We start from the raw sequence: 26,573 nt of genomic DNA, 5'->3' as shown, positions 1-26,573 counted from the left end.
CCACCCACCGGCACCCGCAGAATAAGCGCTACCCCGACCGGTACCGGCCCGTAACGTGCGCTACCGGCCGTGGCGACGCTCTCGTTCGGGCCTGTTTCGGCTCTGGCGAGCACCTGGAACACCCCATCGCAGTGACTTGCATCACACTTGAGAGGGTCAGGGTGTCTCTGCCTCCAGAATGCGGCGAGTCCTCCCGGATATTCCCGGGAGGACTCGGCTCACGTCCTGATGACCGTGGTCGCCACCCCCGCGCTCCCGCAGTCCACCGCGTTCCATAACGGAACGGGAGTGCGGAGGCGACTCACCACTCTGTGTTTCGACAACACCCTGCGTTTCGAACACACTGCACATCGGACGCGCACGGCACCTCGGTGCCGGTCGCGGGGATCCGGTCCGGCCCCGCGGCCACCGACGTTCCCTGGAGGTTCGGCTTCCCGCAGTCCACCGCGTTCCATAACGGAACGGGAAGCCTCACTCCCTGGCCCGACAGGTGGTCGCGAACGGACACACCCCCCGCTCAGGTCCTCTCGGACCCGTTCTGGCCGTTACCGGCCCTGGTACGGACCGACGGTCTACAGGCCGACGCCCACGGCGCCCAGCACGTCACCGACGGGGTCGACGGAGGGGATCTCGGCGGCCTCGGGCAGCTCGGCGGCGCGCTCCGGAGCGTGCTGCTCGACCGACTCCGTGGCGGTCTCGCTCAGGTCGTAGCCGACGGGCAGCATCTCGGAGACGGGCACCTCGGGCAGCTCGCTGACCACCGGAACGCTGTCCAGGGCGGAGGCCTGCGGCTCGGTCTCGGCGCTCTGGTGCACGACCTTCGAGTCGGCGTCGGTGGCGCTGGCGCCCGCGACGCCCGCCACGGCGGCGACGGCGTTGCCGGCCACGTTCACGGGGACGTCGGCGTCGGCGACCAGCTGGTTGCCGCCGGCCAGGGAGCCGTTGCCGGAGGTCACGATGTCCTCGTGGGTCTCCTTGACCACGGCGTCGCTGTCCGTGGCGGCCGCACCCGCGACACCGCCGACGGCGCCGACGGCGTTGCCGGCCACGTTCACGGGAACGTCCAGGTCCACGACGGCCTGGTTGCCGCCGAGCAGGGAGCCGTTCCCGGAGGTGGCGATCGACTGGTGCTCGCGGACCGGGGCGGACTGGCGCAGGACGCCCGCGTCCACACCGGAGGTGTCCGGCAGGACCTGCGCGTTCTCGACGACCTCGGTGACCACGTCGGTCGCGGTCAGCTGACCGGACTGGTGCTCGACGGGGGCGCTCTGGTGGTTGCGGACGATCGCGTCGGCGTCGGTGGCGGCCGCACCCGCGACACCGCCGACGGCGCCGATGGCGTTGCCGGAGATGTTCACCGGGACGTCGAGGTCGCCGACGAGCTGGTTGCCGCCGATCAGCGAACCGTTGCCGGAGGTGGCGACATCGGGGTCGTCGTGCTTGTGGCCGTGCTTGTGGCCGTGGCCGTGCTTGTGACCGTGGCCGTGCTTGTGACCGTGGCCGTCGTGCAGGACCTTGGAGTCGCTGCCGGTGGAGGAGGCGCCCGCGACGCCGCCGACGGCGCCGATCGCGTTGCCCGTGACGTTCACCGGGATGTCACCGTCGACAACCAGCTGGTTGCCGCCCAGGATCGAGCCGTTGCCCGAGGTGTGGACCTCGTTGTGGTGGTGGTCGATCACCTTGGCGTCGGAGCCGGTGCTGGAGGCACCCGCGATGCCGGCCACGGCACCGACGGCGTTGCCGGTGACGTTGACGGGGACGTCCGCGTTCAGGACGGCCTGGTTGCCGCCCAGAACAGAACCGTTGCCGCTGGTGGCCACGTCGCTGTCGGCGAAGGCCACGCCACTGCCCAGGGCGACGAAGCCGGCCGCCAGGAGCACGGACTTCGCGGAGGTGCTAGCCCACTTACGCATGTGGGAAGTCCTTTCGAAAAAACGAGTTGATGAGAAGGTGTCGTGCGTGGGCCACAGGCCGTTCCACACCCCTGGGTGGGGCGCGGGCCTTCGGCCGAGGCCGGGGATCATCCGGTCGGCTCCGCACCTGGGCGGTGCGTGGTCTGCCGGTTCTGATGGGCGAGGTCGGCGTCCGTCTGCGCTGGCTGCGTGCGAACGTCCTCGCCCCGTCGTTCAGCTCCGCTCTGGTGGAGCGGCGGCTGACGTGAACCCCGAGCACATGGCCTCGGCCGGTGCTGCGGGACTCGCGTCAGCCCCCGGGCCGCGGGGGCCCGGGAAGCCGATCAGGCCCGGGTCCTGCGGCGCTTGCCGAAGAGCAGGAGCCCGGCGCCGGCGGCGACCGCGAGGACCGCTGCGGCGAGCAGTCCGGCGAGGGCGCTCTGGTCGGCACCGGTGACCGCGAGGCGCTGCTCGTCGGCGGCCGGCGCGGAGGGGGAGGCGGACTCGGAGGGCTCCGGGGAGGGCGTCTCCTCCTCCAGCTGCTCCTCGCGCTCCTCTTCTTCCTCTTCCTCCTCAGGAGCCTCCTCCTCGGGGGACTCCTCGGCCGGCTCCTCTTCCTCCGGCTCCTCCTCTTCGGGCTCCTCTTCCCTGGGCTCCTCCTCGGGCTCCTCGGGGTCGTAACCCTCGTAGCCGGGGTGGGGGGCGTTCGTGGAGCTGTCCTTGGTCACCTTGGCGTCGCTGTCCGTGCAGTCGGCCCCGGCCACTCCCAGCACCGCGACGGCGTTGCCGCAGACGTTGATCGGGGCGTCGACGTCGAGCTCGACCTGGTTGCCTCCGCCGATCGACCCGTTTCCGCTGGTCGTGGTGTCGGCGTAGGCGATGCCGTGGGAGGCGGCGAAGAATCCTGCGGCCACGAGGGCGGCGAACCGGATGTGGGTTGTCTGGGTCATCGGCTGTCCTTTGGTCAACGAGGAAGTCTGCTGGCTGCTCGTGGGACCGCGGACGGTGTTCCCGGAGTCAGGGCTTCGGGAAGGGAGCGCGCCCACCGGGAATCGGCGAGGCGGCTGTGCGCAGGGCGCACGGACCGGCCGCGGTCTGGAACGCGGCTAGTCGGGGGAGAAGGAGGGGTCGTCCGCGGCGTCGCGGACGACCAGGTTGGGGTCGCCGGGAAGGGCGACCCGCTGGGCCCGGAGCACCATGTGCTCGGAGCGGGCCATCAGGAACCCGACGGTGCCGGGGGCCTGGAAGGACGGGGCGGAGGCACCGGTGGTGTCCGGCCCGGCCTGGTGGTACGAGCCTCCGCCGATGAGGCGGATGCGCTCGGCGGAGTCGTCGTCGGAGGCCGAGGCGTCGGCCTTCTGCGCGGCCTCCTCGGCGACGCGCCACGAGGTCTCGGCCACGTGGGCGGCGACCTCGTCCTTGACGCGCGCCACCCGGTCGTCCTGTTCGCGCTGTTCCGCGTCGGCGTCGGAACGCTTGGCGGTGGGCGCGGCGACGGCGGGCTCCTCGTCGGAGCCGAGGACCGGCAGGCCCAAGGGCCCGCCGGGTTCGGTCACGGTGTCGATCCCGCCGTGGCCGACCGTTTCGGACAGGCTCGCGGCCACGCTGTCGACCAGCGCGGACTCACGCAGGGACTCGTCCGTGGAATCGACGGCCTCCTGGCCGGCGCGGGCGACCCCGGTGACGAGGCCCGTGGCCCCGCGCGCGGTGTCGTCAACGGCCCGACCGGTGTCGTGGACGACCTCGTTCGCGACCGTGCCGACCGCGCTCTCGTCCAGGGCCGCGCTGACACCGGTCTCCCGAAGGGCGTTCGCGGGAAGCGCGGACGCCTGCGGAACGACGGTGTCGGCGAGGGCCTCGGTGGAGGAGGCGGCCCGGGTCGCGGTCTCGGAGATCCGGGTCTCCCGGAGCTCCTCGGCGGCTTGACCGGTGCGGTCGGTGACCTCACCGACACCCAGGACACTGCCGCCGAGCCCGCCGGGCTCGGGGGAGGTCTCGCTGTGCGCGACACCCACTCCCCCGGCCAGCCACGCGACGGCGACGATGCCGGACAGGAGCAGCAAGCGAGCGTAGGCACCACGGGCATTGCGAGCAGCGCGGCTGGAGGAAACCAGCCACCCTCGGCTCGCGAGCACCATGGATGCCCCTTCGTTTCGCTACTGCTGGACGGTCCCGTGCGGCGGCGCCGCGAACGGTCGCTCCACGAAGCCCCAGAACACAGGGCAACGTCGAACTGAAAGAAACCGTAGCATCACCCTGAGTGACAGTGCGCGAAAAAACAAACCGCGCCGGGAAGTTCCCGACGCGGTTCGTCCGGCTTCATGGCACTCGGCCCGAAAGATTCACCAGGGTTTCGGTCAGGCCCGCCGGTCAGCTCATGCCGACGAAACGGTCCAGCACACGCACACCGAACTGGAGGCCGTCCACGGGGACTCGCTCGTCGACACCGTGGAACATGCCGGCGAAGTCCAGCTCCGGGGGGAGCTTCAGCGGGGCGAAGCCGTAGTTGCGGACACCCAGACGGGAGAAGCTCTTGGCGTCCGTACCGCCTGACAGGCAGTAGGGGACGGCCTTGGCACCCGGGTCCTCGGCCAGCAGGGACTCCGACATCGCGTTGACCAGGCCGCCGTCGAAACTGGTCTCCACCGCGGGCAGGTGGTGGATGAAGTCGCGGCTGACCTTCGGGCCGAGCAGCTCGTCGACCTTCGCGAAGTACTCGTCCTCGGTTCCGGGCAGGAAGCGCCCGTCGACCTGGGCGGTGGCCTCACCGGGGATGACGTTGGCCTTGTATCCGCCGCCGAGCACCGTCGGGTTGAGGGTGTTGCGCAGCGTGGCGCCGATCATCTTGGCGATCGGGCCCAGCCGGGCCACCGTGGCGTCCACGTCCTTCTCGTCGAAGGGGATCCCGAACTCCTCGCAGATCTCCTCCATGAAGGTCCGCACCGTCGGGGTGAGCTGCACCGGGAACTCGTGCCGGCCCAGCCGCGCGACCGCCGCCGCCAGCTCGGTGACGGCGTTGTCCCTGTTGGTCATCGAGCCGTGCCCGGCGGTGCCGCGCGCGGTGAGCTTCATCCACGCGATGCCCTTCTCCGCGGTCTCCACCAGGTAGAGGCGCCGGTTCTCGTTGACGGTGAAGGAGAAGCCGCCGACCTCGCTGATCGCGGAGTCGCAGTCGGTGAACAGCTCGGGGTGCTCGTCCACCAGGTACTGGGCGCCCCAGGTGCCGCCCGCCTCCTCGTCGGCGAGGAAGGCCAGCACGATGTCCCTCGGCGGCCTGCGCCCCTCGCGCAGCCGCTGGCGCAGCATCGCCAGGACCATCGCGTTCATGTTCTTCATGTCGACCGCGCCGCGGCCCCACACGCAGCCGTCGGCGACCTCACCGGCGAAGGGGTGGTGGGTCCAGTCCTCCGGGGCGGCCGGGACCACGTCGAGGTGGCCGTGGATGAGCAGCGGCGGCCGCGAGGAGTCCTCACCCGTGATCCGCGCCACCACGTTGCTGCGCCCGGGGTGCTTCTCGTAGATCTTCGACTCGACCCCGACCTCGTCGAGCCTGGCCGCCACGTACTCCGCGGCCTTGCGCTCCCCCGGCCCGGAATGGTCGCCGTAGTTGGAGGTGTCGAACTCGATGAGCTCCCGGCACAGGTCGACGACCTCGACCTCGCCCGTGCTCAGTTCCCTGCCTGGATCCACCATCTGGCTCTCCCGTCTCCGGCCGCACCTTTTGCCCTAGACCCTGTCACGATCACCCCCCGGCGGAAAACTGGTTCGGACGCCCTCAGACCTTTGCTATGGTTAAACCTGTTCGGAGCGACAGAAGCCGAACAACCCGGTCCGGGTGGCGGAATAGGTAGACGCGCTAGCTTGAGGTGCTAGTGGCCGTTAAGGCTGTGGGGGTTCAAGTCCCCCCTCGGACACACAGCATCCCCTCGCGGGGGTCCTTGGATTTCTGGTGCGGGTCGAGACGAATCTCGGCCCGCACTTCGTGTTTCACGGGGTCGTAGCGCCTCCGCGCGCCCAGCCCCCGGTCGGGTTCGGCCTTCCCGTCCGCGTCACAGCCCCGCCCCCCCTTGTCCGGGACGACGTGGCGGCGCCGGCCACCGGGCAAAAACACCGTTGTCGGACCTTCTCCCCGCAGGGTCGGCCCAGAACCCGAACCACATCCCCGACGCGCTTCCCGGTTCCTTGCCACCACCCCTCTGTACTGGGATTCTTCCCGCAACACCGCCGTGGGCTCCGCCTCGCACGTCGTGTTCTGCTCCCGTCTCCGTGTCGGACCCGCGGCCCCTCGCTGCTCGGAAGGAACCTCTCTTGACCGACGTACACACCACACCGGACATCGCCCGACTGTCGGGAACCTTCGCCATCGGCGGGGACCTGCCGGTGCACCGCCTGGGTTTCGGTGCGATGCAACTGGTCGGCGAGGGCGCGTGGGGAGAACCCCGTGACCGCGACGAGGCGATGGCCGTGCTGCGGCGCGCGGTCGAGCTGGGTGTCACCCTCATCGACACCGCCGACTCCTACGGTCCCGAGATCAACGAGCTGCTGATCCGGGAGGCCCTGCACCCCTACCCCGAGAACCTGCTCGTGACCACCAAGGTGGGGATGCTGCACCCCGGCCCGGGCCAGTGGGAGGCCCGGGGCACGCCCCGTCACCTCAAGCAGCAGGTGGAGTCGAGCCTGCGCAACCTGGGCCTGGAGCGCATCGACCTGCTCCAGTTGCACTGGATCGACCCGGAGGTGCCGCTGTCCGAGCAGTTGGGCGCCCTCGTGGAACTGCGCGAGCAGGGCAAGATCCACCACATCGGGTTGACCGGTGTGACGCGGGAACAGCTCAGGAGCGCCCGCGCGATCACCCCGGTGGCGTCGGTGCAGAACGAGTACAACCCCTCCCTCCGCAGGGCCGACGACGTGCTGGAGCGGTGCGAGAGCGAGGGGATCGCGTTCCTGCCCTGGGCCCCGATCGCGCGCGGTGAGCTGGCGCGACCGGACTCGCCGCTGGCCCCGCTGGCCGCCGAACACGGAGTGACCCCGGCTCAGCTGGCGCTGGCCTGGCTGCTGCACCGCTCGCCGGTGATGCTGCCGATCCCGGGCACGTCGCGGGTGGCGCACCTGGAGGAGAACATGGCCGCCGCCTCGGTGAGCCTCTCCGAGGACGAGGTCGAGCGCATCGCCAAGTTCCTGGCCGTCTGAGTCCCGGTCCCGGCGGGAGATCTGAGTCCCGGTCCCGGCGGGAGGGCCGGGACGCCCGTCTCCCGCTCCGCGCAGGAAAGGGCCCTTGGACCGCGAACCTCCTTCGCGGGCCAAGGGCCCTTCCCCTACCCGGGGCCCACCGGTGGTGCGGAGCGCGCCGCTACCGGAGACCCCCGGGCCGGAGTGACCGCCGGACTCAGGTCACGGCCTCCTCCGCGCGGTCCCGCGCGACCGCCTCGACCTTGTCCTTGATGAGTCCCATCTCGACCGGGATGTTCCGCCTGAGGTTGGCGGACATCTGTTCGTCGTCGACGGGGGCCTCGGGCTTCAACGCGAAGTCGTGCCGCCAGGTCATGCGGACCCCCTCCGGCACCTCCTCGTAGGTCCAGTGGATGTTCATGTACTGGAACGCGCCGGTCTCCACCCGGTGGGCGCGCACCTCGCCCGCGGCGCGGTCCGAGGTGCGCTCGGACACCCAGCTCCACACGCGCCCGTGCTCGTCGGGCCGCTTGGTGAGCCGGAAGCGGACGGTGTCCCCCTCCTCGTGGAGGATCTCCACCGACTCGTGCTCGGTGAAGAGCTCGGGCCACGAGGCCACGTCGTTGGTCATCTCCCAGACGAGGTCGTAGGGAGCGTCGATGACGATGCTGCTCTCGGTACGTCCTGGCACGGTCATCACACCCTGTCCGCGGAGGCCGGTGCGTCCTCGTTCACGAAGGCGACCAGCGAGGTGGGCGAGGGCAGGAGTTCGGCGTCCGCGCCGAGCCTGCGGCCGATGCGGCTCTCGATCGCGGCCACGATGCCGAGGACGCCCAGGGAGTCGACTCCCAGGTCCTCGAAGCTGCTGGTGGAGGCGGTCGGGACATCGGTCCTGATTCCGGCACAGGTGGAGATGAGCTCCACCATTTCTTCGATCGTCACGCGGTCCTGGGTCATGTATCTCCTCTGTTCTCGTGTGTCAGGCGTGGTCTGGGTGCTTGAGGACGACCGCGGAGTTCCCGCCGCCCGAGCCGCGTGAGAGCACCAGAGCGGTGCGCAGCGGCGCGGCACGCGGCACGCGGACGACCAGGTCGAGGCCGCAGGGCGCGTCGAACACGTGGGGAGTGGGCGGGATGACCTGGTGTTCCAGGCTCAGGACCGCCGCCGCCACGTCCAGCGCGCCCGCGCCGGCATAGGCCCGGCCGAAACCCGTCTTGGGTGCCGTGACGGCCACCCCCTCCGGGAAGAGCTGCCGCAGGACCGCGCTCTCGTCGGCGTCGGCCTTCGGCGTTCCCACGGCGTCGGCGAAGACGACGTCCACGCCGTCCGGTCCGACCCCGGCACGGTCCATCGCCTGCCGGGCGGCGTGCAGGAGGCCCGCACCGCCCGGGTCGAACTCCCCGACCCCGCCGAAGGTGCTCGCGTGACCGGCGACGACGGCCCGTGGCCGGGCCCCGCGCGCACGGGCGCCGGCCGCGTCCTCCACCAGCGCGACGGCCGCGCCTTCGGCCGGGACGTAGCCGCTCGCCCCCTCGGTGAAGGGAACGTAGGCCGAGGACGGTTCGTCGCTCCCGCTGAGGAGGCCGGCCCCCACCTGGCACGCCAGGGAGAACGGCGAACCGAGCGGGGCCTCACTTCCGCCGACCAGCATCGAGGAGGTCCCGCGCCGCAGCGCCCGCTCGCTCTGGCCCAGGGCGTCGAGCATGCCCGGCTCGTCGGTGACCAGCACACCGCACATGCCCTTGAGGCCGTTGCGGATGGACACCTGACCGGTGCTGGCCGCGTAGAACCAGGCGATGGACTGGTACGGGCTGACGCGCTCCGGCCCCTCGCTCCACAGCGCCGCGATCTCGCGCTGCCCGAACTCGACGCCGCCCGCGCAGCTGCACATCAGCACGCCCGTCGCGTAGGGGTCCCCCTCGGCGGAGATCCCGGAGTCCCGCAGCGCCTCGTCGGCGGCGACCATCGCGAACCAGCTGAACGCGTCGGTCTGGACGATGAAGCGGCCCTCGATGTGCTCGTGCGGGTCGAATGCGGGAACCTTCCCGCCGAGGCGCACGTGGAAGCCGTCGGTGTCGAAGTCGGGGATCGGCGCGATGAGCGTCCGCCCCTCCACGAGCGCTTTCCAGTAGCTGTCAGTGCCCACCCCAGCGGGTGAGACCGTGCCGAGTCCTGTGATCACCATGGTCATGACCGTTCCTCACTCTCCCCGGTCCAGGACGACCGCCGACTGGAATCCCCCGAAGCCGCTGCCCACCGAGAGCACGACGTCCGTCCTCTGCTCACGCGCGGTCACCGGGACGTAGTCCAGATCGCACTCGGGGTCGGGTGTGCTCAGGTTGGCCGTCGGCGGGACGACGCCGGTGTCCATGGCCAGCACGCAGGCGGCCAGTTCGATCGAGCCGATCGCCCCCAGGGAGTGCCCCACCATCGACTTGATCGACGTCATGGGCACTCGCCACGCGTGTTCTCCCAGGGAGCGCTTGACGGCGTCCGTCTCGTGCCGGTCGTTCTGCACGGTGCCGGAACCGTGGGCGTTGACGTAGTCCACGTCGGTGGCCGGCCGCCGTGCCTGGTCCAGAGCGCTGGTGACGGCCCGGGCCATCTCCGTTCCCTCGCGTCGCAGGCCGGTCATGTGGAAGGCGTTGCCGTGGTTGGCGAAGCCCGCCACCCGGCAGCGGATCCTGGCGCCCCGGCGCCGTGCGGCCGACGCCTCCTCCAGGACGAGGACGGCCGCGCCCTCGCCCATGACGAACCCGTTGCGGTCGCGGTCGAACGGCCGGGACGCGTGCTCCGGGTCGTCGTTGCTGTCCGAGGTGGCCTTGATGGCGTCGAAGCAGGCCATGGCGATGGGTGAGATCGGGGATTCGGAGGCTCCGGCGACGACGACGTCGGCGAGGCCGTCCTCGATGGCCTGCGCGGCGTAGCCCACCGCGTCCAAACCGGACGTGCACCCCGTGGAGACGGTCCGCACCTGGCCGCGCGCACCGACGAGCTCGGCGACCTCGCCGGAGAGGACGCTCGGTGTCAGGGCGCGGTGCAGATGGGGCGAGACCGCGGAGTGGTCCACCACCCAGTCGGCGCCGCCCCGGCTCACCGCCACGTACTCCTTCTCCAGGCGGGTGGTACCGCCCACCGCCGTTCCCATGCTCACTCCGACGCGCCAGGGCGACACGTCGGCCAGGGGCAGGGCGCTGTCGGCCAGGGCCTCCCTGGTGGCGACGGCCGCGAACTGGACGTACCGGTCCATGCGCGCGACCTGTTCCTCGTCCAGACCGTGCGCGGCGGGGAGGAAGTCGACCTCGGCGGCGATCCGGGAACGGAACCCGGAAGCGTCGAACAGGGTGATGGCACGGGTCGCGGTGCGCCCCGCCGTGAGCATCTCCCAGAAGGCGGCGGCGCCGACCGCTCCGGGGGCGACCACGCCGATACCGGTCACCACGGCCTCGCGCCTCATGAGGCCGCCCCGGTGCCGGAGGTGCCGCGGACCCGGTGGGGGTCGAGGGTGAAGGTGTTTTCTCGAACTGCCGCCGAGCTATGACAGGTCAGGGTCATCAGATGCTTTCTATGTGGGTGGCATATGCACTTTTGGCCGGCTGACCAGCGGGGTGTCCGAGGAGATCGCCGAAGATGTGGTGAATCACGGAAAATGACGGCCGAGCTAACGTCGGCTTTATGCTCAGGATTCGGTTTACCACACTGTGGTCGGCACCCTCTCGTCCGACACTTCCATCGGGCGACCTGGCCAGCCAGATTTCGGTATCCGGCGATGATTCCTGCTGCCACCGGGATTCGGGCATACCGGTCAGTGCGCCACCGACTCCGCGAAACGAAGGGACAGCGCTCGGGTCGACGCCATCGACAATCCCCGCCCGAGGCCGAGAAAAACCTCACGAGGTGCCATCGGAATTTGCCGTGCGCTGAATCCGACGCCGCCCGTCGCGCATATGCCATTAACGTCCAACAAGCGCATCGGAATCGCACCCAGTCATGCTTTTCCGTATCCGAAGGCCGCGTTCCCCCACTGTTTGTCCCAGCGTTCCTCGCGGCCGTTGCGGGCTTCGCTCGGAACCGGTGGGTCCGGAGCCTGCGAGGGGGATGGTGCGAGCCCTGCCGAGAACGCGGGAGGGCCCTCGAGGCCTATCCGCGCCTTCACCGGCACCACGGGCACGACCCCGGCCGCCTGGCTACGGAACCCCCTTGTACGGTCCTCTTCGGGAACCCGTCACCCGCTGCCCGCCGTCCGGCCACGGACACCGCGCACGCTGGTGCGCATGTTCAGGCCTATGCTCGCCCTCACCGGGGCCCTCGTCGTCCCCCTCGTCGGGCTCGGCGCCCCCGCGCACGCACAGACCCGCCACGACTTCGACCTCCAAGCGCACCGCGGAGGCGTGGGGCTCGTCGTCGAGAGCACGCTCCCGGCGTTCGAGAACGCGCTCCGGCTCGGCGTCAGCACTCTGGAACTCGACGTCCAGATCACCGCGGACGGCGAGGCCGTCGTCACCCACGACCGGCGGATCAGCGATCACAACTGCCAGGACACCGGGCCCGCCTTCCCCGACGATCCGCAGTACCCCTACGTGGGCTCCTACATCAAGGACCTCACCCTGGACCAGGTGCGCACCCTGGACTGCGGCTCCCTGCAGCATCCGGCCCACCCGGGCCAGCAGGTCGTGCCCGGTGAGCGGATGGCCCTGCTCAGCGAGGTGTTCGACCTGGTCCACCGGTACCGGGCCTACGGCGTCGACCTCAACATCGAGACCAAGGTCGAGGCGGGCGCCCCCGAGGAGACCGCCCCGCGCGAGGAGTTCGTCGACGCCGTCGTGCGCGAGGTCCGCGACGCGCGCATGCTGCGGCAGGTCACCGTCCAGAGTTTCGACTGGGGCGCGCTGATGCTGGTGCGGGAACGCGAACCGTTCCTGCCGATCGTCGCCCTCACCAACCACGACTTCCTGGAGGTGGGCCGGCCCGGGGCCTCGCCGTGGCTGGGCGGCATCGACATCGACGACTTCGGCGGCGATCCCCTGCCCGCCGTCCGGTCGTTCGACGCCGACGCCTTCTCCCCCGTGCACGGCTTCCCGCAGGACGGGACCGTCGACGACCCCGGCTACGAGCCCTATGTGACCGCGGACATGGTGGAGCAGGCCCATGACCTGGGGATCGACGTCGTCCCGTGGACGGTCAACGATTCCGCGACCATGCAGTCCCTCGTCGACGCCGGCGTCGACGGGCTGATCACCGACTACCCGGACCGGCTGCGCGACGTCATGGCCGACAACGGACTCCGGCTCCCCAGGCCGCTCCGCGAGCCCGGGCGCCCCTGAGCCGGGCGGTCCGCCCCGGGCGGGTTCAGCCCGGGAGGCGCACCGCGTGGCCGCTCACACGGACGCGGGGGTCGTCGAGGTCGATGTCCACGGTCAGCGTGCTCGGGCTTCCCATGTCCTCGCCCTGCCGGACGGTGACCGTGCCGCCCTCCGGAACCAGGCCGAGGGTGCGCAGGTAACCGCCGAGCGCCGCCGCGGCCGCCCCGGTCGCCGGGTCCTCGACGACTCCGCCCACGGGGAACGGGTCCCTCGCGTGGAAGAGGGCCGGGTTCTCGCGGACGACCAGCTGGAGCGTGGCCCAGCCGTGGCGCCGCATCACGGCCGCCAGCCCGTCGAAGTCGTAGGAGAGGTCGGCGAGCCGTTCGCGGGTGGCCGCGGCGAGGACGAGGTGGTGCACCCCTCCGAAGGCCACGTGCGGGGGCAGCTCCCGGTCCAGGTCGTCCCTCCCCCATCCGAGGGCGGCGAGCGCCTCGTCGAGCTCGGCGTCCCGGGCCGGGCGGGACCGGGTCGCGACGCTGGTGAGCGTGGCACGAAGGTTTCCGTCGGGGTCGGTGCCCGTGAGCACGGGGATCTCCCCCACCCGGGTGTCCAGGGTGATCTCGCCCGGTCCCGTCTCCTCGGCCAGGGCCACGGCGGTGGCGATCGTCGCGTGCCCGCAGAAGTCCACCTCGGAGAGCGGGCTGAAGTAACGCACGGTGAAGCGGTGCCGGTCGGCGTCCCCGGCGGTGACGAACGCCGTTTCCGAGTAGCCGAGGTCCGCGGCGAGGGCCGCCATGTCCTCGGTACCCAGACCCGCGGCGTCGAGCACGACCCCGGCCGGGTTGCCCCCGCCCGGGTCCGTGGTGAAGGCGGTGTACCGGCCTGGGGTGACGGTGGTGTTCTGGTTCATGCCCTCACTCTCACAGAGGCGCTCCATCGAGTAAAACGATGGTTTTCGATGCCAGCCATCGGATGAAGCGATCGCTCCGGATACGCTGGGCCCATGGACACCCGACTGCTCGGTACGTTCCTCACCGTCGCGAGGACGGGGAACTTCACCGTCGCCGCCGCCGACCTCCACCTGTCCCAGTCCACGGTGACGGCGCAGATCAAGGCCCTCGAGAAGGAACTGGGCTGCCGGCTGTTCGACCGCCTGCCCCGCGGCGCCCGGCTCACGGAGACGGGCCGGCGGATCGCGGCGGAGGCCGCCGGGGTGCTCGAGGCCGAGGCCCGGCTCCACGCGGCGGTCGGGGACGGCACCCACCCCGTCGGCCGCGTGGCGGTGGGGGTCGGGGACACCCTCTGCTCCGGCCCCGTCCCCCGGGTCATCGCCGAACTGAGCCGCACCCGCCCCGGCATCGAGGTGGACCTCGTCCCCCTGGGCACCGACGCGGCCCTGGACGGGCTGCGGCGCGGCCGCCTCGACCTCGCCCTCCTGCTGGAGGACGAGGACCGTTTCCCCGACATGGTGACCGAGAAGCTCTCCGAGGAACCGCTCGTTCTGCTCGGCGCCCCGGACCACCCGCTGGTCACCGCCGAGACCCCCGTCGGCTGGGAGGAGCTCGCCCGTGAGCCCTTCTTCCTCCACGAGGAGGGGTGCTCGTTCAGCGACCGTGTCGCCCGTGAGCTGCGGGGGCCGTCCGGTGTCCGCCCGCGGCTGACCCGGCTCGGCAGCAGCGAGGCTGCGCGCGCCTGCGTCATGGCGGGCCTCGGGCTGGCCGCGCTCCCCCTCACCGCCGCACGGGACGCGCTGTCCGCGGGCGCACTCGCCACCGTGGCCGGGCCGCCCGTCCCGAACGTGCCCGTCCGCCTGGTCCACCACCGCTCCCGGTGGATCTCACCCGCGGCGCGTGCCGTCGTCGACGCCTTCACGGAGTACTTCGCCGCCGCCCCGAAGCACTCCGCGGGCGACCGCTGACACCGGACGACCTCCGCTGGACACCGCCGGCTCCGCGGGCCGGGACCAGCGGCCGGGTCCCTGGGGCCTGGGCCGACGGCCGGGTCCCGTGTGCCTGGCCCCGGCCGGGCTCCGCGATCAGGCGTCGAAGGTGATCTCCCGCTTGAGGATCTTGCCGGTGGCGCCCTTGGGGAGGGCGTCGACCAGCTGGAGCAGGCGGGGGTACTTGTAGGCCGCGACCCGCTCGCGCACGAACTCGCGGATCTCGTCGGCGGTGGCCTCGGCGCCGGGGCGCAGGGCGACCGCGGCGGCGACCTCCTCACCGAGCGACGGGTGCGGCACACCGATCACCGCGGCCTCGGCGACGGCGGGGTGCTCGTAGAGGACCTCCTCGACCTCACGCGGGTAGACGTTGAAGCCGCCGCGGATGACCAGGTCCTTCTTGCGGTCGACGATGTAGAAGTAGCCGTCCTCGTCCGCGCGGCCGAGGTCGCCGGTGCGCAACCAGCCGTCCTGGACGGTCTCGGCCGTCGCCTCGGGGCGGCCCCAGTACCCCTTCATGATGTTGTGGCCGCGCACGCACAGCTCGCCCACCCCGTCGGTCTCATCGACGACGCGCACCTCCACGCCCTCGATCGGAGTGCCGATGGAGCCCGCCTTGCGGGGCCGGTCCGGGTGGTTGAAGGTGGCCACCGGCGAGGTCTCGGACATGCCGAACCCCTCGAGGACCGGGCAGTCGAAGGCCTTCTCGAAACCGTGCAGGACCTCGACGGGCAGTGAGGCGCCGCCCGAGGCACACAGCCGGAGGGTGGAGGCGTCGTAGGCGTCCGGGTCCTGCTCGTGCGCGGCGAGCATGGCCGCGTACATGGTGGGCACGCCCTGGAAGACCGTGGCGCCGCTGTCGGCGATGGTCCGCAACGCGGCCACCGGGTCGAAACGGGCCACCAGGGTGAGCCGGGCGCCCGCCGCGATCGCGGTGTGCATCCCGCAGACCTGGCCGAAGGCGTGGAACAGGGGCAGGCAGCCGAGGACGGTGTCCTCGGCGGTGAGGTGGAACAGCTTGTCCGAGCAGATCTCGGCGTTGCGCACCAGGTTGGTGTGGGTGAGTTCGGCGCCCTTGGGGACCCCGGTCGTGCCCGAGGTGTAGAGGATGACGGCTGTGTCCTCGTCACCGCGCTCCACCCGGGGAGCCGGGTCGGGGTGGTCGGCCAGCAGGCCGGTGAGCGCTCCCGGCTCGATGGGGACGACGGCGGCGCCGGTCCCCTCGGCCCCGGCGGTCGCCTCGGGCACGACCGGGCCGTGGGCGAAGAGCAGCTTCGTACCGGAGTCCCGCAGGTAGTGGGCGATCTCGCGCCGCTTGAGCAGGGGGTTCATCGGAACGACGACGGCGCCCGCGCGCACGGCGCCGTAGTACAGGGCGGGGAACTCCAGGAGGTTGGGCAGCATGACGCCGACCCGGTCACCGGCGCCCACCCCCTGGCCGGCGAGGTAGGCCGCCACGCGCCCCGCGAGGGTGTCGAGTCCGGTGTAGGTCAGTGAGTGCGCGCCGAGTTCGACGGCGACGCGGTCACCGTGGATCCCGGACGTGTGGCTGAGCAGTGCGGCGAGGTTTCTCATGCGCTTCCGATTTCTGGAGGGGCCGGGGACGACGGGGCCCGGGGAGGGGAAAGGGCTGGGGGGTCGCGGGGTACGGGGGCGGGGCACGGGGGCCGGGGTCCGGGGTCCGGGGCCGGTCAGCCGCGCAGGGCGGAGGCGAAGATGCCCGGGAGCCGGAAGGCCGAGGGGGCCGCGGTGAAGCGGGTGAGGCGTTCGAGGGTGGTGCGCGCCGTCCGGTTGGTGACGAAGTACGGCGGACGCGGTGACAGTGACGGCGAGCCGGTGAACAGGCCGCGCGGGGCGGGTGCGAAGGGCGCCCGCAGCACCGTCTTCTCGATGTCCTCGAGCATCAGGGCGTTGTGCACGAACCCGGTGCCGCTGCCGATGTCCTGCCGGGTGTGACCGGGGTGGGCGCCCCACGGGGTGTGGCCGAGCAGGAAGCCGATCGCCGACCAGCAGTTCACGCCGACCGTGCCGTAGCGCAGGCCCTCGACGGCCGCGTCCACGGCCGCGCGGTGGGTCCTCCGGGTCCTCGGGTCGACGATGAGGGTGGCGCCGAGGGTGCCGGGCAGGCTGTCGTTGGCGAAGTCCACGGCGCGGCCCAGGAACTCGTCGGCCGTGTCACCGGGCAGGCGCACCACGCCCAGGGCGCTGCCGAAGACCTCGTCGGTGACCAGGACGTCGTCGAGGCCCTCGACGTCGGGGACCAGGACCCGGCAGCCGTCCTCGGCGTGGGTCTCGGCCCCCGGGTGGGCCTCGAGCACCCCTTCCAGCCGCTGCCGGGCACCGGGGTAGTAGTCCGTGCGCGCGGGCAGTTCGCGCCACACCCTCCGGACCTCGTCCAGGAGCCGCTCGGTACCGTCCCAGGTACGGGGCAGCACCAGGACCTGGCTGGCCACGCAGTTGTGGCCCGAGTTGTTCATCTTGCTGGTGACGATGTGCTCGGCCTGGAAGCGGAAGTCCGCGGCGCTCCACGGCCCGGGCGCCACGATGCAGGGGCTGACCCCGCCCAGTTCGCTGCTGAACGGCTTGGTGTTCAGCGGGGTGTCGTCGCGGCGCCGCTGCCCGGCCTGCTCGTCCGTGCCCCAGACGATCGCGTCGTGGGTGCGGTCGCTGCCGGTGACGTGGATGCTGTCGACACCGTCGTGCCGGGTCAGGTAGGCGCCCTCCGCCGCGCCCCCGTCGACGAAGCGCACCCAGCCGCGTTCGGCGAACTCCGCGAAGACGTGCTCGAAGTGGGGGCGCAGGTAGGCGTTGACCGGGTTCATCTTGGCCAGGACGACCTGGCCCTCGACATAGAGCTTGTGGAGGATGTCGAGGGCCGTGATGGCCGCGACGTTCCCGGCGCCGAGCACCAGGGCCACGCCCGGGTCTGCGGCCCGGCCCCGGTACTCGCCCGCGGCCCGGTCGCGGACCTGCTGCGGGGTGGTGCCGGGAAGGGTCCACACCTGCGCCGAGTAGCCGTTGAGCAGCAGGGAGTCCCACACGGTGGCGGGGAAGACGTCGACGAGGGTGCGCTCCCCGTTCCGCTTGACCGCGTCTCGTCCGACCGGCTCCTTCCCGGCGGCGATCCGGCGCAGCACATGGAGGTAGGCACCGCTGGTCTGCGCGAGGGCCCAGGGCGCGCCGATCCAGTCCTCGGCCGCCCAGGGGGAGTCGGCGCCGTAGCCCTTGGCCTCGGCCGCGGCACCGACCATCGCCTCGGCCCGGTCGGCGATCCGCGGCATCATCCGGTCGAGCAGGGCGATGCGCTCCTCGATCGGAGTGCTGGTCCAGGAGCCGGCAGCGTCCTTCAACGCGGTGACGGCCCGGTCGAGTTCTGCGGTGTCCAGGGCGGGTGCTGCGGTCACGGTGCTTCTCCAGGACGGCTCGGGGAACGAGGGTTTCAGGGGCCGGGGGCCGGGGGGCGCGGGGTCAGGGGTTTCGGGGTGCGGGGAGTGGGGGTTCGGGCGGCGGAGGTGCGGGACACGTGGAGGGCGCGGGGTCAGCGGTTCAGCCGGGCCGCGTCGCGCGCGGGGTCGATCAGGGCGAACGAGGCGACGGCACCGACCAGCAGCAGCCCTCCGGAGAGCAGGACGGCGTTGAAGTAGCCGTCGTTCCCCTGGGCGTCCACCAGCAGGCCGACGACCGCGGGCGCGACCAGGCCGGCCGTGGTGACCAGGGCGTTCATCATGCCGAGGGAACCGCCGCGCCGGGACGCGGGCGCCAGTTCGGCGATGGTGGTGACGGCGACGGTGGCGTAGGCGCCGCCGAACCCGAAGCCGATCGCCACGAGGATCGTCTGGGCGGTGGTGCCGTCGACGAACGGGACGGCCAGGCAGGCGGCCGCACCGATGGTGATCGTCCAGCCGCCGACGTGTCCGCGGGCCACCCTGCTGCTGAAGCCCCTGCTCATCAGCTTTCCGGAGAGGAAGGCCTGGGCCAGTAAGACCACGGCACCGACGGCCCACGGCGCGATGACGATCAGGCTCGCGGCTTCGGCGGAGTAGCCCAGGCCGTTGCGGAGGAACGACGGCAGCCAGACCAGCATCAGGGCCACCACCCAGTAGGTGACGAAGTAGGAGAGGGTGGCTCCGATCCAGGTGCGGCTGGCGTAGATCCGCCGGTAGGGGATCCGGGCCGCGTCCGCCGCCGCGGCGGCCCTTCGCGCGACCGCCGCCGCGGCGCTCCCGCTCCCCTCCGGGCCCTCGTCCCTGTCGGTGCTGTACCTGCCGTCGGCCCCCACCAGGTACCAGACGGCGGACCACACCAGACCCACGCCTGCCAGCACCCACAGGGCGATGCGCCAGTCGTGGTTCTGGATGATCCAGGAGAGCGTGGGCGCGGAGACGATCACCCCGAGGGTGACCCCGATGGTGACCAGCGCCCCGGGCAGGTTCCTCCTCTCGTTGGGGAACCAGGCCAGGGCGGCCTGCTGTGCCACCGGGAAGGCGGGGCCCTCGGCCGCGCCCAGCACGATCCGGGAGGCGATCAGGACCGCGAGCCCGCCTCCGAGGGCGACGGGCACCTGGGCGACGGACCACAGCAGCGCCATGACCAGGAGCAGCAGCTTCGGCGAGACCCGGTCCGCGACCATGCCGACGACGATGGCCGCGACCGAGAACAGGAGGAAGAAGGCGCTGTTGGCGAGGCCGAACTCGGTGGCGGTGAGGCCGAGGTCGGCCATGACCTCGTCCGCGGCCAGGCCCAGTACGGACTTGTCCGCGAAGTTGACCATCATGAAGACCACGAGCAGGCCTGTCACGACCCAGGCGCGGGTTCCCGCCCCCCGCGCCGCCTTCGCAGCGCCGGAAGGCCTTCCGGGGACGATGTCAGAAGCGGTCACGGGGGTCCTCCGAGCAGGGTGGAAGAACGCGGAAGGGAGGGGACCAGGCCCGGGAGGTGTCCGGCCCAGGAGAGGCCTAGGAGAGGGGGACCCCGGCGACGGCGATGCGCTCCATGACGCGGCGCTGCGGGAAGTAGTCGCTGATGGCGTAGTGCTGCGTGGCGATGTTGTCCCAGATCACGATGGAGTCGGGCTGCCAGCGGAAGCGCACCTGGTACTCCGGGACGCGCGCCTGGAGGGTGAGGTGGTCGACCAGCTCGCGGCTCTCCTCCTCCGAGACGCCGACGATCCGGGTCGTGAAGGGCTCGTTGACGTAGAGCGTCCTGCGCCCGGTCCGCGGGTGGCGGACCACCACGGGGTGCTCGACCTGCGGCAGCCGCGGCCGCATCTGCGCGATCTGCTCCTCGGTCATCATGGCGCCCCAGCTGGGCACCCAGTCGTGCACGGCGGTCAGGCCCTCGATCCGCTCCTTGACCTCGTCGGAGAGGTTGTCGTAGGCGACCGCCATGTCCGCCCACATCGTGTCGCCGCCGGCCGGCGGCACCTCGACGGAGCGCAGCACGGAGCCGAGGGCGGGAGCCGCCATGAAGGAGTGGTCGCTGTGCCAGATGTTCTCCGTGCCGATGGCCATGGAGTCCTTGGCCAGCCGGGAGACGCCGGCCGTCTCGGCCTTGGGGAAGAAGGGGTTGGCCTCCGGGTGGCCCCAGACCGCGGCGAGGTCGACGTGGTGGCTCGACTCGAAGCCGTGCTGGTCCCGGAAGAAGATCACCTTCCACTCCAGCAGGGCCTGGCGCAGCTCGTCGGCGAGTTCTTCGGTGATGGGCTGCGTCAGGTCGACCCCGCCGATCTCGGCGCCGATGTGCGGGGCGAGCGGCGAGACGCTCAGGATCCGGTACTCGGTCTCCGGGGTTCCGGGGGCCGTGCGGTTCAGGTCCCGGCGGCCGTAGTGCAGCAGCGGCTTGTCGATCACGGGCTGGGGTTTGACGGTGCTGGTCACGAGGCTCCTCCGGTGGCGATCGGAATATCGTTACCAGCAGTATCGATATTGGGCCGCGCCAAATCAAGGGGTTGGAGTAAGGAATTTCACATGCCTGAACCCTTGTTCTCAGGTCGGGAATCCACTGCCACCGCGCGCACCAGGAGATCGACCACCGAGTCCACCAGGGCGCTGTCGGGCATCCGCTGCTCCCCGACCATGCGGAAGACCAGCGGTGCGGCCACCAGCGTGGTGGCCGCCTCTATGTCGATGTCCGAACGCACGTCGCCGCGGTCGACCCCGCGCTCCAGGACGTGCCGGGTCTCGGACGTGACCCGCGCGGCGTACTCCCCGTACGCGCCGCGCTCCGCGCCCGCCTCGGCCGCCGCGCCGATGACACCCGCCAGGAGGCGGTCGACGCCGGGCTGCCGGTAGGTCTCCAGCCGGGAGGTGAGCACCGCGCGCAGCTCGGCGCGGAAGTCCCCCAGGTCAGGGACCTCCAAGGGGGCGATACGGGACTCCGCGGCCGCGATGACCAGGTCCTGCTTGGTCGACCAGCGCCGGTACATCGCCGGCTTGCTGACCCCCGCCCGGGCCGCCACGGCATCCATGGTCACCGCGCTCATCCCCTGCTCCGCGACCAGGGCGACCACCGCGTCCAGCGCCGCGCGGGTGACCCGCTCCTGTCGGGGCCGCCCCGGCCCCGACCCCCGTCTGACGCCGTCTGCCTGTTTGTTGACCATGCACCGACCCTATGAGTTCGCAACACCCGCCCAGGAGGCGATCCGGCGCCCCGGCCGGGCGCCCCGACACCCCTCCTCGGGAAGGGGCGGCCCGATTCCCTCCACCGACCCTCTGGCGCGAAGATCTGAACGGTGGTTCACTTCTTGCATGCCCTACCGAAAGACCCCCGCAGAGCAGGAACGCCTGCGTACCGTCCGCGAGCGCCTGGTGGACCAGGCCACCTCCGTGGTGGCCGAGGTGGGCTGGGCCGACGCCTCCGTGACGGCGGTGGCCTCCGCCGCCGGGATCTCGGCCGGTTCGGTCTACCAGCACTTCCCGTCCAAGGCGGCACTGGCCGTCGAGGTCTTTCGCCGGGCGGCCGGACGCGAGGTCGAGGTCCTGGGTGAGGTGCTCCACGGCGACGGCGACCCCGTGGAGCGCCTGGCCCACGGCGTCGGCGTCTTCTCCCGGCGGGCCATGGAACGGCGCGGCCTGGCCTACGCGCTGCTCGCGGCACCGGCCGCCCCCGCGGTGGGCGCCGAACGGCTCAGCTTCCGCCGCCGGTACCGCGACCTGTTCGCCGAGGTGATCCGCGAGGGGATCGAGGCCGGTTCACTCCCCCGCCAGGACCCGTCCGTCACCGCGGCGGCCCTGACCGGCGCGATCGGAGAGGTGCTCGTCGACCCGCTCGCGGCCCCCGCCGAGGACTCGGCCGACGCCCTGGTCGGCGAACTCACCGCCATGTCCCTGCGCTGCGCCGGCTTCAGGTCCGACGCCGCACCCCACTGACCCCGGAGGAACCCGATGACCGCGGACAGCACCCTGGACGGCACCGCGCCCCTGCGCAGCAGGCCCGCCGCCCGGACCCACGAGGTGACCAACCAGACCCCGCCGCTGGTCGGCCACGACGTCACCGACGACGCCGTCCTGCTGGAGGGGGTCGTCCGGGAGGGCGCGGAGTGGCACCTCGACGACCTGCACCGGCACGGACGCCTGGTCGGCAGCGAGGAGGCCCAGCGCTGGGCGGACGAGGCCAACCGCTGCGAACCGGTGCTGCGCACCCACGACCGCAACGGGAACCGCGTCGACGAGGTCGACTTCCACCCCGCCTACCACTCCCTGATGGACCTCTCGGTGAGCGCGGGCCTCACGGGACCGGCCTGGACCGACGGCCGCCCCGGGGCCCACGTCGCGCGCGCCGCGGGCTTCATGCTCTCGACCACTCTGGAGGCGGGGCACCTGTGCCCGGTCTCCATGACCTACGCCGTGGTCCCCGCCCTGCGCAACTCCCCCGAGCTGGCCGCGCGGTACGAGCCCCTGCTCGCCAGCCGCGTGTACGACCCCGGGCTGCGGGCCCCCGCGTCCAAGCGGGGCCTGCTCGCCGGCATGGGCATGACGGAGAAGCAGGGCGGCACCGACGTCCGCGCCGGGACCACCACCGCCGTCGAGCAGGGCGACGGCACCTGGCGGCTGCGCGGCCACAAGTGGTTCACCAGCGCCCCCATGAACGACCTGTTCCTCGTGCTCGCGCAGACCCCTGACGGCCTGTCCTGCTTCCTCGTCCCCCGCGTCCTTCCCGACGGGAGCCGCAACACCTTCCGCATCCAGCGCTTGAAGGACAAGCTCGGCAACCGCAGCAACGCCAGCAGCGAGCCGGAGTTCGACGACACCGTCGCCTGGCTGGTCGGCGCCCCGGGCCGCGGGGTGCGGACCATCATCGACATGGTCACGATGACCCGCATGGACTGCCTGCTCGGCTCCGCCGCCGGCACCCGGGCCGCACTGGCCCAGGCCGCGCACCACGCGCGCCACCGCTCGGTGTTCGGCACGAAGCTGATCCACCAGCCGCTCATGCGCAACGTCCTCGCCGACCTGAGCCTGGAGTCGGAGGCCGCCACCACCCTGGCGTTCCGCGTCGCCGGGGCCACCGACCGGGCCGAGCGCGGCGACGCAGGAGAGCGCGCCTTCCTGCGCCTGGCCACCGCGGTCGGCAAGTACTGGGTCTGCAAGCGGCAGCCGACGGCGGTCGCCGAGGCCCTGGAGTGCCTGGGCGGCAACGGCTACGTCGAGGACTCGGGAATGCCCCGCCTCTACCGTGAGGCCCCGCTGAACGGCATCTGGGAGGGGTCGGGCAACGTCAACGCCCTCGACGTGCTGCGCGCGCTGTCCCGCGAGCCCGAGTCCCTGGAGGCCTTCCGCTCCGAGGTCGAATCGGCGCTCGGTGCCGACACCCGGCTGGACGCCGCCTGGCGCGCGCTCGGCGCGGAACTGGCCCGGCCGGAGGAGGCCGAGCTCCGTGCCCGGCGGACGATCGAGCAGATGGCGCTGGTCCTCCAGGGGGCGCTCCTGGTCCGCCACGCGCCGGCCGCGGTGGCCGACGCCTTCTGCGCGACCCGTCTGGGCTCCGACGGCGGCACGGCCTTCGGCACCCTGCCCGCCGGCGTGGACTTCGCCGCCCTCCTCGACCGCGCCCCCGGCTCCTAGCCCGGGCCCCGGCGTTCCCGGAACGGGTCCGCCGACCCGTGCACAGAACGACCACCGTCCCCCTGGGACACCGGAGAGGACCCTGTTCGCAGGGTCCTCCTCGCGTTTCCGGGACGGGACCGTCGGCTCCGGGTCGGCGCATAGCCTTCCCACTGGGTGAGAATTCGCCCTTTTCATCCCTTTTGTCTGATTCATAGAGTGAGCCGGTCCCGAGTCGGCGCCGCCGCTCGGAGCTCACTCGGCCCGGGAAAGGGGGCACCATGTCCGCCCACTCGAACCCCGCGGACCCGGTCTCCGGCGACACGCTTCCCGACACCTCCGGTGCCGGTACCGCGGGCTCCGGCAACTCGGGGCGGACCAGCGACCGCCTGCTCGGCGTGCTGATGGTCTTCGCCGAAGCCGAACGAGCCACCGCCGCACAGGTCGCCGAGGCCACAGGCATCCCGCTCAGCACCGTCTACCGGATGCTGGACCGGCTGGCCGCGGCCGGGTTCGTGCAGCACATCGGCACCGGCGCCTACGGTGCCGGCCCGGTGGCCGTCCGGTTCGCCGAGCAGTACCGCAGCAGCGCGCTGGAGCGCACCGCCATCGGCCCCCGGCTGGCCCGGCTCTCACGCGAGTCCGGCGAGCTGGCGGCGTTCATGGTTCCGGTGGGCACCGAGGCGCTGTGCGTGGACGCGGTCGAAGGGGCGCGGGTGCTGCGCTGCTGCTACACCCGCGGAGCCGTGCGGCCGCTGCTGCGCGGGGCCACCGCCGAGGCGCTGCTGGCCCACCTCCCCGAGGACCGGCGCGAGCAGGTGTACTCCGCCTACCGGCTCTCCCCCGGGCGGGTGCGCTCCCTGGAGTCCGCCCACGCCCTGGTACGCGAGCGAGGGGTGGCGGTCAGTGAGAGCGCCCTCGACGAGGGCGTGTGGGGCGCGAGCGCCCCGGTGCTCGACTCCTCGGGCGGTCTGAGCGGGGTCGTGACCGTGATGGCCCCGGCGGCACTGACCGAGCGACGGCGTCCCTACTACGTCCGCCTCGTCAAGGAGGCGGCACGTGACCTGAGTGGAGGAACGATTTGAACAGGGTGGATCCCCCCGCCTGGACCGGACGCGACGACGGGCCGGGCCCCGAGCACCGGCGCTGGCACAACACGGTGCGCCGGCTCGACGGCGCCGACCGCGCGGGAACCGCGATCATCGGCTTCGCCTCGGACGAGGGGGTGCGCAGGAACAAGGGCCGCACCGGAGCCTCCGAGGGCCCCGACGCCCTGCGCCGTGCGCTCGCACCGCTGGCCCTGCACCGGGCCGAGGCGCTGTACGACGCCGGGGACGTCCGTGTGGACGACGGCGACCTGGAGTCGGGCCAGCGCGCGCTGGGCGCGGTGGTGGCCGAGGCCATGCGGGCCGGGCACTTCCCTGTCGTTTTCGGCGGCGGACACGAGGTCGCCTACGCCAGCTACCTGGGCCTGGACGAGGGCCTGGGAGCGGACCGGACCCGCACCCTGGGCGTGCTCAACATCGACGCCCACTTCGACCTCCGGGTGGAGCCCGAACCCACCTCCGGGACCCCGTTCCTGCAGATCAGCGAGGACGAGCGGACCCGGGGCCGAGACTTCCGGTACGCCGTGGTCGGGATCAACGAGGCCGCGAACACCCCGGTGCTGTTCGACCGCGCCGACCGGCTCGGCGCGCAGTACCTCACCGACGACCGCTGTACCGCCGCCCACCTGGAGAAGGTGCTGGACTTCGTGCGCGCCTTCACCGACTCGGTGGACGACGTCTACCTCACGCTCGACCTGGACGCCCTGCCCGCCTGGGTCGCGCCCGGGGTGAGCGCCCCCGCACCGCTCGGCGTCCCGCCCGAGGTGGTGCAGGCCGTGGTCGAGGAGGTCGCCGCCTCGGGACGGCTGGCCCTGTTCGACGTGGCCGAACTCAACCCGTCCCTGGACGTGGACGGCCGCACCGCGCGCGTCGCCGCACGCATGGTGGACCGCGTACGCGCAGGAAGGCCGAGCGCATGAGCATCACCCTGGACCTGATCCAGACCACCACCCTGGCCGTCGCCCTGCTGTTGCTGGGCGAGTTCGCCCGGCGCCGCATCGGCTTCCTGCAGCGGTTCAGCATCCCCGGGCCCGTCGTCGGCGGGTTCACGTTCGCGCTGGTGGTCCTGGCGCTGCGGGAGTCCGGCCTGGCCCAGCTGGAGCTGGACACCACGCTGCAGGACCCCGCGATGATCGCGTTCTTCACCACCATCGGCCTGGGTGCCAGCGTCAGCCTGCTCCGCAAGGGCGGCAAGCTGCTGCTGATCTACCTGGTGGCGTGCTGGACCCTGGCGATCATGCAGAACGTCGTGGGCATCGGGATGGCCACGGTCCTGGGCATCGACCCGATGCTGGGCGTGATGGCCGGAGCGGTCTCCCTGGAGGGCGGCCACGGCGCGGCCGCCGCGTTCGGTCCCACGGCCGAGGCGCTGGGCACCGAGGGAGCGACCGCCGTAGCGGTCGCGGCGGCCACGTTCGGCCTGGTCGCCGGTGGTCTGTTGGGCGGCCCCCTGGCCACCTGGCTGATGAGGCGCCACAAGGTGCAGGCGCCGTCGGGCACCGCGACCGCCGAGACCGGACCGGCCGACACGGAGGAGAAGGAGGAGCCGGTCGGCTACGGCCCCCTGGTGAACACCGCCGTGCTGATCGGTGTGGTGATGGTCGCCGGTATCGCGCTGGGCGAGTGGTTCAGCGAGACGACCGGGTTCGTGCTGCCCGCGTACGTGGGGGCCATGGTGGTGGCCGCTCTGGCGCGCAACATCGGCGACCGGTTCGGCCTGCGCCTGCACGAGGGCGCCCTGTCGCTGGTGTCGTCGCTGTCGCTCGGCCTGTTCCTCACCATGGCCATGATGGGCCTGAGGATCTGGGACCTGTACGCGCTGGCGCTGCCGCTGGTCGTGCTCCTCGCGGTCCAGGTGCTCTTCCTGCTGCTGTTCGTCTCGCTGTTCGCCTTCCGCCTGCTGGGCAAGGACTACGACGCCGCGACGATGTCGGCGGGCATGGTCGGACACGGTCTGGGAGGCACCCCCAACGCGATGGCGAACATGGACGCCTTCAACCGCCGTTTCGGGATCCGCTCGGAGAAGGCCTTCCTGATCGTTCCGCTGGCCGGTGCGGTGCTGATCGACATCGTGGCACTGCCGTGGATCGTGTGGTGCATCAACGCGGTGGCGTGACGCGGAG

22 protein-coding genes and 1 tRNA gene are annotated in these 26,573 nt (G+C 71.9%); 9 read left to right on the top strand and 14 right to left on the bottom strand.

The features are described 5' to 3' along the window. Window positions 1-572: 572 nt before the first annotated feature. The 4 genes from D458_RS0118545 to D458_RS0118525 all read right to left on the bottom strand — a co-directional run bounded on the left by D458_RS0118545 (window position 573) and on the right by D458_RS0118525 (window position 5,585). The gene (locus D458_RS0118545) at window positions 573-1,913 is read right to left on the bottom strand and encodes a hypothetical protein (protein WP_017588253.1); all 1,341 of its coding nucleotides are present in this window, start codon (window positions 1,911-1,913) and stop codon (window positions 573-575) included. A 323-nt stretch (window positions 1,914-2,236) separates the two neighbouring features. Further along, window positions 2,237-2,842: a chaplin family protein gene (locus D458_RS0118535; protein WP_017588251.1), complete on the bottom strand. Its 606-nt coding sequence runs from the start codon at window positions 2,840-2,842 to the stop codon at window positions 2,237-2,239. Window positions 2,843-2,998: 156 nt separating this feature from the next. Next, the gene (locus D458_RS0118530; RefSeq protein ID WP_026119446.1) at window positions 2,999-4,030 is read right to left on the bottom strand and encodes a hypothetical protein; all 1,032 of its coding nucleotides are present in this window, start codon (window positions 4,028-4,030) and stop codon (window positions 2,999-3,001) included. Between the two features lie 232 nt (window positions 4,031-4,262). Next, window positions 4,263-5,585, bottom strand: a complete 1,323-nt coding sequence (locus D458_RS0118525; RefSeq protein WP_017588249.1) for a M20/M25/M40 family metallo-hydrolase — start codon at window positions 5,583-5,585, stop codon at window positions 4,263-4,265. A 136-nt stretch (window positions 5,586-5,721) separates the two neighbouring features. On the opposite strand from D458_RS0118525, the gene D458_RS0118520 reads away from it, so the two are divergent. Further along, a tRNA-Leu gene (locus D458_RS0118520) sits at window positions 5,722-5,806 on the top strand. Between the two features lie 394 nt (window positions 5,807-6,200). Beyond that, complete coding sequence (locus tag D458_RS0118515; protein ID WP_017588248.1) at window positions 6,201-7,082, top strand: aldo/keto reductase; 882 nt, start codon at window positions 6,201-6,203, stop codon at window positions 7,080-7,082. A 196-nt stretch (window positions 7,083-7,278) separates the two neighbouring features. Here D458_RS0118515 and D458_RS0118510 read toward each other — a convergent pair whose 3' ends face one another. The 4 genes from D458_RS0118510 to D458_RS0118495 are packed head-to-tail and all read right to left on the bottom strand — an operon-like array spanning window position 7,279 to window position 10,518. Continuing rightward, window positions 7,279-7,758 (bottom strand): SRPBCC family protein, encoded by a 480-nt coding sequence (locus tag D458_RS0118510; RefSeq protein WP_017588247.1) that lies wholly within the window; start codon window positions 7,756-7,758, stop codon window positions 7,279-7,281. After that, window positions 7,758-8,018, bottom strand: a complete 261-nt coding sequence (locus D458_RS0118505) for an acyl carrier protein (RefSeq protein ID WP_017588246.1) — start codon at window positions 8,016-8,018, stop codon at window positions 7,758-7,760. Before D458_RS0118505 ends, D458_RS0118510 begins: the two co-directional genes overlap by 1 nt. Window positions 8,019-8,040: 22 nt before the next feature. After that, a complete protein-coding gene (locus D458_RS0118500) occupies window positions 8,041-9,252 on the bottom strand; it encodes a beta-ketoacyl synthase N-terminal-like domain-containing protein (protein WP_017588245.1) in 1,212 nt (403 codons plus the stop codon). Window positions 9,253-9,261: 9 nt separating this feature from the next. After that, the gene (locus D458_RS0118495) at window positions 9,262-10,518 is read right to left on the bottom strand and encodes a beta-ketoacyl-[acyl-carrier-protein] synthase family protein (RefSeq protein ID WP_026119444.1); all 1,257 of its coding nucleotides are present in this window, start codon (window positions 10,516-10,518) and stop codon (window positions 9,262-9,264) included. Window positions 10,519-11,335: 817 nt separating this feature from the next. Between D458_RS0118495 and D458_RS0118490 the strand changes: the two genes are divergently transcribed. Next, a complete protein-coding gene (locus tag D458_RS0118490) occupies window positions 11,336-12,385 on the top strand; it encodes a glycerophosphodiester phosphodiesterase family protein (protein WP_152521170.1) in 1,050 nt (349 codons plus the stop codon). Between the two features lie 25 nt (window positions 12,386-12,410). On the opposite strand, the gene D458_RS0118485 is transcribed toward D458_RS0118490, so the two are convergent. Continuing rightward, a complete protein-coding gene (locus D458_RS0118485; protein ID WP_017588242.1) occupies window positions 12,411-13,274 on the bottom strand; it encodes a PhzF family phenazine biosynthesis isomerase in 864 nt (287 codons plus the stop codon). Between the two features lie 93 nt (window positions 13,275-13,367). Here D458_RS0118485 and D458_RS0118480 point away from each other — a divergent pair, with 93 nt between their 5' ends. Then, window positions 13,368-14,282, top strand: coding sequence for a LysR family transcriptional regulator (locus tag D458_RS0118480; protein ID WP_017588241.1), 915 nt, complete (start codon window positions 13,368-13,370; stop codon window positions 14,280-14,282). Window positions 14,283-14,399: 117 nt separating this feature from the next. On the opposite strand, the gene D458_RS0118475 is transcribed toward D458_RS0118480, so the two are convergent. The 5 genes from D458_RS0118475 to D458_RS0118455 form a co-directional block, all read right to left on the bottom strand. After that, window positions 14,400-15,878, bottom strand: coding sequence for a long-chain-fatty-acid--CoA ligase (locus D458_RS0118475; protein ID WP_017588240.1), 1,479 nt, complete (start codon window positions 15,876-15,878; stop codon window positions 14,400-14,402). 116 nt (window positions 15,879-15,994) lie between these two features. Next, entirely contained in the window at window positions 15,995-17,707 is a 1,713-nt protein-coding gene (locus D458_RS0118470; RefSeq protein ID WP_017588239.1) for an aldehyde dehydrogenase family protein, read from the bottom strand. Window positions 17,708-17,841: 134 nt separating this feature from the next. Next, window positions 17,842-19,101: an MFS transporter gene (locus D458_RS0118465; protein WP_017588238.1), complete on the bottom strand. Its 1,260-nt coding sequence runs from the start codon at window positions 19,099-19,101 to the stop codon at window positions 17,842-17,844. Between the two features lie 157 nt (window positions 19,102-19,258). After that, the gene (locus tag D458_RS0118460; protein WP_017588237.1) at window positions 19,259-20,179 is read right to left on the bottom strand and encodes a TauD/TfdA dioxygenase family protein; all 921 of its coding nucleotides are present in this window, start codon (window positions 20,177-20,179) and stop codon (window positions 19,259-19,261) included. Between the two features lie 86 nt (window positions 20,180-20,265). Next, a complete protein-coding gene (locus D458_RS0118455; RefSeq protein ID WP_026119441.1) occupies window positions 20,266-20,901 on the bottom strand; it encodes a TetR/AcrR family transcriptional regulator in 636 nt (211 codons plus the stop codon). A 148-nt stretch (window positions 20,902-21,049) separates the two neighbouring features. Between D458_RS0118455 and D458_RS0118450 the strand changes: the two genes are divergently transcribed. The 5 genes from D458_RS0118450 to gltS all read left to right on the top strand — a co-directional run bounded on the left by D458_RS0118450 (window position 21,050) and on the right by gltS (window position 26,566). Further along, window positions 21,050-21,670: a TetR/AcrR family transcriptional regulator gene (locus tag D458_RS0118450; protein ID WP_017588235.1), complete on the top strand. Its 621-nt coding sequence runs from the start codon at window positions 21,050-21,052 to the stop codon at window positions 21,668-21,670. A gap of 15 nt (window positions 21,671-21,685) precedes the next feature. Further along, the gene (locus D458_RS0118445; protein ID WP_017588234.1) at window positions 21,686-23,365 is read left to right on the top strand and encodes an acyl-CoA dehydrogenase family protein; all 1,680 of its coding nucleotides are present in this window, start codon (window positions 21,686-21,688) and stop codon (window positions 23,363-23,365) included. A gap of 260 nt (window positions 23,366-23,625) precedes the next feature. Continuing rightward, window positions 23,626-24,429: an IclR family transcriptional regulator gene (locus D458_RS33725; RefSeq protein ID WP_017588233.1), complete on the top strand. Its 804-nt coding sequence runs from the start codon at window positions 23,626-23,628 to the stop codon at window positions 24,427-24,429. 5 nt (window positions 24,430-24,434) lie between these two features. Next, on the top strand, window positions 24,435-25,370 hold the full coding sequence (gene hutG / locus D458_RS0118435; RefSeq protein ID WP_239648009.1) for a formimidoylglutamase: 936 nt from the start codon (window positions 24,435-24,437) through the stop codon (window positions 25,368-25,370). After that, a complete protein-coding gene (gltS, locus tag D458_RS0118430; RefSeq protein WP_017588231.1) occupies window positions 25,367-26,566 on the top strand; it encodes a sodium/glutamate symporter in 1,200 nt (399 codons plus the stop codon). Before hutG ends, gltS begins: the two co-directional genes overlap by 4 nt. Window positions 26,567-26,573 lie beyond the last annotated feature (7 nt).

The sequence above is a fragment of the Nocardiopsis ganjiahuensis DSM 45031 genome, from assembly GCF_000341085.1.
In the GTDB taxonomy this organism is placed as follows: Bacteria; Actinomycetota; Actinomycetes; order Streptosporangiales; family Streptosporangiaceae; genus Nocardiopsis; species Nocardiopsis ganjiahuensis.
This window is presented reverse-complemented; position numbering and strand designations above follow the sequence as displayed.

Excerpts from the sequence above, each read along its gene's own strand:
- D458_RS0118545 (WP_017588253.1), bottom strand. The coding sequence starts at position 1,913 with ATGCGTAAGTGGGCTAGCACCTCCGCGAAGTCCGTGCTCCTGGCGGCC.
- D458_RS0118535 (WP_017588251.1), bottom strand. The coding sequence starts at position 2,842 with ATGACCCAGACAACCCACATCCGGTTCGCCGCCCTCGTGGCCGCAGGA.
- D458_RS0118530 (WP_026119446.1), bottom strand. The coding sequence starts at position 4,030 with ATGGTGCTCGCGAGCCGAGGGTGGCTGGTTTCCTCCAGCCGCGCTGCT.
- D458_RS0118525 (WP_017588249.1), bottom strand. The coding sequence starts at position 5,585 with ATGGTGGATCCAGGCAGGGAACTGAGCACGGGCGAGGTCGAGGTCGTC.
- D458_RS0118510 (WP_017588247.1), bottom strand. The coding sequence starts at position 7,758 with ATGACCGTGCCAGGACGTACCGAGAGCAGCATCGTCATCGACGCTCCC.
- D458_RS0118505 (WP_017588246.1), bottom strand. The coding sequence starts at position 8,018 with ATGACCCAGGACCGCGTGACGATCGAAGAAATGGTGGAGCTCATCTCC.
- D458_RS0118500 (WP_017588245.1), bottom strand. The coding sequence starts at position 9,252 with ATGACCATGGTGATCACAGGACTCGGCACGGTCTCACCCGCTGGGGTG.
- D458_RS0118495 (WP_026119444.1), bottom strand. The coding sequence starts at position 10,518 with ATGAGGCGCGAGGCCGTGGTGACCGGTATCGGCGTGGTCGCCCCCGGA.
- D458_RS0118490 (WP_152521170.1), top strand. The coding sequence starts at position 11,336 with ATGTTCAGGCCTATGCTCGCCCTCACCGGGGCCCTCGTCGTCCCCCTC.
- D458_RS0118485 (WP_017588242.1), bottom strand. The coding sequence starts at position 13,274 with ATGAACCAGAACACCACCGTCACCCCAGGCCGGTACACCGCCTTCACC.
- D458_RS0118480 (WP_017588241.1), top strand. The coding sequence starts at position 13,368 with ATGGACACCCGACTGCTCGGTACGTTCCTCACCGTCGCGAGGACGGGG.
- D458_RS0118475 (WP_017588240.1), bottom strand. The coding sequence starts at position 15,878 with ATGAGAAACCTCGCCGCACTGCTCAGCCACACGTCCGGGATCCACGGT.
- D458_RS0118455 (WP_026119441.1), bottom strand. The coding sequence starts at position 20,901 with ATGGTCAACAAACAGGCAGACGGCGTCAGACGGGGGTCGGGGCCGGGG.
- D458_RS0118450 (WP_017588235.1), top strand. The coding sequence starts at position 21,050 with ATGCCCTACCGAAAGACCCCCGCAGAGCAGGAACGCCTGCGTACCGTC.
- D458_RS0118445 (WP_017588234.1), top strand. The coding sequence starts at position 21,686 with ATGACCGCGGACAGCACCCTGGACGGCACCGCGCCCCTGCGCAGCAGG.
- D458_RS33725 (WP_017588233.1), top strand. The coding sequence starts at position 23,626 with ATGTCCGCCCACTCGAACCCCGCGGACCCGGTCTCCGGCGACACGCTT.
- gltS (WP_017588231.1), top strand. The coding sequence starts at position 25,367 with ATGAGCATCACCCTGGACCTGATCCAGACCACCACCCTGGCCGTCGCC.